The sequence below is a fragment of the Bacillus sp. AFS037270 genome (assembly GCF_002585305.1).
In genome coordinates this window covers 1-6,028 of record NZ_NUNF01000079.1, presented here as the reverse complement: position 1 = coordinate 6,028, position 6,028 = coordinate 1, and the positions used below count along the sequence as shown (strand labels likewise).

The window sequence follows — 6,028 nt, the reverse complement described above, 5'->3', positions numbered from 1 at the left end:
AAACTTTTATACTTTCTTATTTCAGATAAAAAGAGGATGATAGGTGGCTGCGCCGCCTATCATCCATCACTAGTTTTTCAACTTTAAGCAGTTATTTTCACCCCAGATGACTTGCGGTTACTTTCCTTTTTTGCAGCCTTTACCGCCCAAACAGTTAAGAGTGCAGAAAGGAATAATGAACCTGCCATAAAGATGTAAGACGCACCAAATCCACCTGTAGCTCCATTTAAGTACCCAACAATATACGAACCAACAAATGAACCTAACGCACCCATACTGTTAATAAGAGCCATTGCACCACCTGCCACATTACGAGGGAGGATCTCAGGAATAATCGCAAAGAACGGTCCGTATGGAGCGTACATTGCCCCGCCTGCAATTACAAGCAGGATAAACGAAATCCAGAAATGATTTGTGCCAATCGCATATGAAGCATAAAAGGCAACTGCACCAATGAATAGGAATGGCCAAACAAAACCGCTGCGGTTTAACGTTTTATCTGAGAAATAGGAAGCCGCTAGCATTAACACAACTGCTAAGATATAAGGTACAGATGATAACCAGCCTGTTGTCACAATATCCATGTTTGGTGCAGCCTTAATAATCGATGGAAGCCACATCACAAACCCATATACCCCAATGCTCCAAAGGAAATATTGAGCACTTAATAAAATAACTGGTTTTGATTTGAATGCTTCACCGTAATTTTTAACCGCTTTCAAACCCTCTTGTTCTTTTTCTAATTGTAGTTCAAAATCACGTTTTTCTTCTTCTGTTAACCATTTTGCTTCTTTTGGTTTATCATCAACAATTTTCCACCAAATGAAAGCCCAAATAACAGCTGGAAGACCTTCAATAATAAACATCCATCTCCAGCCTACAGAGTTTAATAAGTAACCGGATACAATTGACATCCATAAAACAGTAGCAGGGTTACCTAAAATTAGGAATGTATTCGCACGAGAACGTTCTGCTTTTGTAAACCAGTGGCTTAAGAATACAAGCATTGCCGGCATAACAGCACTTTCCACTACCCCCAGCGCAAACCGAATCACAAATAATAGTTTAATATTGGTGATTAAACCAGTCGCTGATGCTAAACCGCCCCATAAAATCAATGACCAGAAAATCAGTTTCTTTGCACTTTTCTTTTCAGCATAACTAGCACCAGGCACTTGGAAAAAGAAATAACCTAAGAAAAATAGCGAGCCAAGTAATGATGAAGTACCAGGTGTAATATGAAGATCCTTTGCTAATCCTGCCGCTGCCCCGAAACCATAGTTAGCACGGTCAAGATATGCAAGACTGTAGGTGATGAACGCAATTGGAATTAAGCGAAGCCATCTTTGTTTTGCGATCGTTTGTTTCATCCTATTTCACTCCCTGGAAATTTTTTTCGATATAAGTTAACAACTTATCTTTTGTCGGATAACCATCATTGTCTCCCGGTGCTTGAACTGCAAGGGAACCAATCGCGTTTCCTCTTATAACCGCCTCTTTGATGTTGAGTCCATCTAGTAATCCACTAATAACTCCTACCGCAAATCCGTCACCAGCGCCCACGGTATCAATAATTTTCTCCACTTTAAATCCTGGCACCGTCCCTTCTTCTGACTTTGTTTTATAAAATGCCCCCGCGCCGCCAAGCTTAATCACGACAAGCTTAACACCTTTATCAAGGTAAAAAGAAGCTATATCACGAGGATCTTTGAAACCGGTTAAAATTTCGCCCTCAGCAATCCCTGGCAGAACATAATCAGCCTGAAATGCCGCTTCGTTAATATGTTTAACCATTTCTTTCTGTGAACTCCAAAGACTTGGGCGCAAATTCGTATCAAAGGAAACGGTGCGGCCACTTTTTTTCATAAAGGCTAACGCATGATTAGCAAATTCCCTTGCCTCTTCTGAAATCGCTAATGGAATCCCCGTCATATGCATGTGTTTTGCTGTTAAAAAGTACTCTTCCTTAAAATCAGCTGCATTTAAATGACTGGCTGCCGACCCTTTTCGAAAATATTGTACCTCAGGATCACCTTCAAGCACCTTTGATTTCAACTGAAATCCTGTTGGATACTTGTCATCAAACCATACATGATCAATGTTGACGTTTTCATTTTTTAGGCGGTCGATAACGAACCTGCCAAATGCATCATTCCCAAGCTTACTTGCCCAGCCGGCGGAAAGTCCAAGCCTTGCAAGACCAATAGCAACGTTGGTTTCCGCACCAGCAAGTTCCCGTGTAAATTGACTTACTTCATGTAACGCACCCGGTTGATTGGCGATAAACATCGTCATCGCTTCTCCAAAAGTGACAACATCTAGCTGTTTCATGATAATAACGCCTCTCTTTCTCTAGCCATATCCGTAATCATTTGGATATAGTCCTTCGTTTTTTCTTTCGGAACAATTGGAAACTCTAGTGCCTTCACGATATCGGCCGGAAAACTACTCATTACTTTCTTCCAGCTGTGTTCCCCAACCGGCTGAAGCGGTATGGTTTCAAGCGTTTTCGTAACTTGTTTTAAATGAAGATAGCTGACATATGGAGTCAGTTTTTTGAGCGCTTCCTCTACATCCTGCCCGGAATAATACCAGTTTCCTGCATCAAAGGTCATTTTGACTGGTACCTCCTGTTCGACAACGCTTTCAAAAAATACCTGTAGATGCTGAACATTTCCTCCATAAGGGGTCTGATCATTTTCAACCAACAGTTGTATTTCCTTTTGCTTCTTTAGGAACTCACCTAGTTCGACGATATTTGATTTATCTTGCTGAAAATGCCCTAATGATACCTTTACCCAGTTTGCACCTAGGACAACAGCTTCTTGAAAAATGTTATTCAACTGCTCTTTGTTTAACTGACAATCCTCTTTCCAGCATTCAATTGGAGCAGAATAAACAGTGAATAGCCCAAAGCGGTCAATTTCACTTTTTATTTGATCAAGCTGATGGTCGCCTGCCGGCAATAATTCGCGGCGAATCTCTATACCATAAGCTCCGGCCTCAGCAATCAGTTTTACAAATGAGCTTTGACCATTTGTTGTCACTTCGCTGCTGTCAAAAGCATTTAACGGGACAATCACGTTTTTCATAATAAAGATCCTTTCTAGATGAACATTATTCTAAAACGTTTTAGTAAATCGGTTTAGTAAATCGATTTATCTGTATTATAAACCCAATGAAAGCGTTTTTGCAAGCATATTTTTTAAAAAATATGCCCTATGTACTATAATCGTATTAACTAGCACGAATTAGGGTAGGTAATGAGATGACAAACATTAGAGATTTATCCAAGATGGCTGGAGTTTCAGTAACCACTGTTTCAAGGGTCTTGAATAATCACCCCTATGTAAGTGAGGAAAAAAGAGAAAAGGTCTTAGCCGCCATTAAGGAAAGTAATTATCAGCCCAATATTAATGCGGTCCATTTAAGCATGGGCAAGACCTTTCTTATTGGTGTGGTCGTGCCCTTTATTGACCATCCATACTTTTCTCGCTTAATAAAGGGAATCGCTGCGGAAGCATTACGCCATAACTATAAACTAGTCCTATTTCAGACCAACTACGATGAGGATAAGGAGCTTGAGGCCTTGCAAATGCTTAAACAAAAGCAGATTGATGGCTTAATTATTTGTTCAAGGATCTCCAGCTGGCCCATTATCGAAGAATATTTATCCTATGGCCCGATTACATTATGTGAAGATACGAGGGGCAGGGAAGTTCCCTCCACATTTGTAGACCACTATCAGGGTTTCATGACAGCTCTTGAGTACTTATACGAGAAAGGTCATCGTAAAATCGGCTATTGTATCTACCGCAGCTCGGGTACAAATAGCAAAAATAGAGCTTTAGCCTATCAGCATTTTATTGAAAAATATCAGCTGTCCTACAATCCCGAATATATTATTAGTCACTGTCTCCATTTTGAAGATGGCGAAAAAGTAGTCGATAAAGTTGAACAAATGGCTAATCCCCCTTCCGCTTTGCTGGTAACAAGTGATGAAGTGGCAGCAGGAGTGGTCACGAGTGCGCACAATCGTAATATCTCCATTCCGAATGATTTAGCCATTATTGGTTTTAACAATCAGCCAATTGCACAAATGATGCACATCACGACAATCCAAATCCCTCTTATGGAAATAGGCAAGAAACTATTTCTGCAAGGGATTTTCCAAAGTGACGAGCCTTTTTATCAAGAAGTGCCTGTTACATTAATTAAACGCGAGACCGTATGATTTTATAAAAGAATGCTCAAATATACTTGACCTGAAACGCGTTTCATAAAATATGCTTTAGGTGCAAGATCATACAACACTTGTCGGCGTGATCAGGTTCCCGCTCGAGCGTAACGACAGTGTTGTATTCTACCGGAGGTGTATAAAATGAAACAACCAATTGTTTTTTTTGATATTGATGGAACTCTATTAGATGATAAAAAAGTAATACCAGAGTCCACAAAGAAAGCTGTACGTCAGCTTCAGGATAAAGGGATTCAAACCGTCATTGCCACGGGCCGTGTCCCAAAAATGTTTTATTGGATTCAAAAGGAACTAAATATTGATTCTTATGTATCCATGAATGGACAATATGTGGTGTACAAAGGAAAAGAGGTATACTCCAATCCAATTAAACCTAGTGTCCTGCAATCCATGTCAGCAATAACGGCTCGTAACGGTCATGCGTTAGCTTACTGTAGCCATGAAGATTATAAGGTTAGTGAGAGAAACCATCCGTTTATTGAAGCCAGCTTTGATTCATTGATGATGCCCTATCCTGAAGTGGATAAAGAGTATTATAACGAATTGTCCATCTATCAAGGCCATTTATATTGCGGTATAGAGGATGCTCAACAGTATATCGACCTTTTCCCAGATTTCAGTTTCGTAAAGTGGCATGATGTAGCCTACGACATTCTCCCTCGCGGTGCTTCAAAAGCAATTGGAATTCGTAGACTGCTAGAAGTATTAGATATGGATGAAAAAAGTGCCTTTGCCTTTGGGGATGGATTAAATGACATTGAGATGTTGACAACGGTAGGAACAGGTGTAGCGATGGGGAATGCCGTGCCTGAAGCAAAAGCAGCGGCGGATGTCATCACAACCTCTTCTTCTAAAAATGGAATCCTTAATGGACTTATCAAGGTGGGACTGTTGGAGGAAGGGCTTGCCTCTTAATAGTTAGTGCTGAGCGGACAGCTATAGGGATTGTTCACATGATGGGTGGGTATTCTATGCGGACATTGATGGTATGGAGCGCCCTTTTGTCCTCATGAACGCTTCATACGGACAGAGATGGCTTTGGCTGCCGTCTTTTTGTCCTCATGAGCACTCCATGTGGACAGCTCTCGCTTGAATTCTTCTTTTTTTGTCCTCATGAACGCTCTATGTGGACAGCGATGGCTTTGACTGCCCTCTTTTTGTCCTCATGAATGTTTCATCGAACTTAGTCGTATGCTTATGTGTTCTTTTTGTCCATCAACAACATAAACAATCAAAAATATCTCACATATAAAAAATGCCTGACTCCCAAATGGAAATCAAGCATTTTATTAAGTGGGCCTAAATGGACTCGAACCATCGACCTCACGCTTATCAGGCGTGCGCTCTAACCAGCTGAGCTATAGGCCCATATTGGAGCGGGTGATGGGAATCGAACCCACTACATCAGCTTGGAAGGCTGAGGTTTTACCAGTAAACTACACCCGCAATATAAAGATTTGGAGGCAACACCCGGATTTGAACCGGGGATAAAGGTTTTGCAGACCTCTGCCTTACCACTTGGCTATGCTGCCTTAAAAATGGCTGGGCTAGCTGGATTTGAACCAACGCATGTCGCAGTCAAAGTGCGATGCCTTACCGCTTGGCTATAGCCCAATAGTTTTTTTAAAAAGATAAAATGGGGCGGCTGATGGGAATCGAACCCACGAATGTCGGAACCACAATCCGATGCGTTAACCACTTCGCCACAACCGCCAAAATATATATATCAATAGCAGCTAAGCTACAAATTTAAAAATGGCGGTCCGGACG

5 protein-coding genes and 5 tRNA genes are annotated in these 6,028 nt (G+C 41.1%); 2 read left to right on the top strand and 8 right to left on the bottom strand.

Features of this window, described 5'->3' with window-relative positions:
* Positions 1-83: 83 nt before the first annotated feature.
* The 3 genes from COD92_RS27715 to COD92_RS27705 are packed head-to-tail and all read right to left on the bottom strand — an operon-like array spanning position 84 to position 3,092.
* A complete protein-coding gene (locus tag COD92_RS27715; RefSeq protein ID WP_098532444.1) occupies positions 84-1,370 on the bottom strand; it encodes an MFS transporter in 1,287 nt (428 codons plus the stop codon).
* 1 nt (position 1,371) lies between these two features.
* A complete protein-coding gene (locus tag COD92_RS27710; RefSeq protein WP_098532443.1) occupies positions 1,372-2,331 on the bottom strand; it encodes a sugar kinase in 960 nt (319 codons plus the stop codon).
* The gene (locus tag COD92_RS27705; protein ID WP_098996690.1) at positions 2,328-3,092 is read right to left on the bottom strand and encodes a sugar phosphate isomerase/epimerase family protein; all 765 of its coding nucleotides are present in this window, start codon (positions 3,090-3,092) and stop codon (positions 2,328-2,330) included. The genes COD92_RS27710 and COD92_RS27705 overlap by 4 nt, the downstream gene beginning before the upstream one ends.
* A gap of 176 nt (positions 3,093-3,268) precedes the next feature.
* On the opposite strand from COD92_RS27705, the gene COD92_RS27700 reads away from it, so the two are divergent.
* Entirely contained in the window at positions 3,269-4,234 is a 966-nt protein-coding gene (locus tag COD92_RS27700; RefSeq protein WP_098996689.1) for a LacI family DNA-binding transcriptional regulator, read from the top strand.
* A gap of 147 nt (positions 4,235-4,381) precedes the next feature.
* Complete coding sequence (locus tag COD92_RS27695) at positions 4,382-5,173, top strand: Cof-type HAD-IIB family hydrolase (RefSeq protein WP_098532440.1); 792 nt, start codon at positions 4,382-4,384, stop codon at positions 5,171-5,173.
* A gap of 379 nt (positions 5,174-5,552) precedes the next feature.
* Here the strand turns inward: COD92_RS27695 and COD92_RS27690 are convergent.
* The 5 genes from COD92_RS27690 to COD92_RS27670 all read right to left on the bottom strand — a co-directional run bounded on the left by COD92_RS27690 (position 5,553) and on the right by COD92_RS27670 (position 5,971).
* Positions 5,553-5,626: transfer RNA gene (locus COD92_RS27690), tRNA-Ile, on the bottom strand.
* 4 nt (positions 5,627-5,630) lie between these two features.
* Positions 5,631-5,704 (bottom strand) — tRNA-Gly (locus COD92_RS27685).
* A 12-nt stretch (positions 5,705-5,716) separates the two neighbouring features.
* Positions 5,717-5,790, bottom strand: a tRNA-Cys gene (locus COD92_RS27680).
* Between the two features lie 7 nt (positions 5,791-5,797).
* A tRNA-Gln gene (locus COD92_RS27675) sits at positions 5,798-5,872 on the bottom strand.
* Positions 5,873-5,895: 23 nt separating this feature from the next.
* A tRNA-His gene (locus COD92_RS27670) sits at positions 5,896-5,971 on the bottom strand.
* Positions 5,972-6,028: the final 57 nt, after the last annotated feature.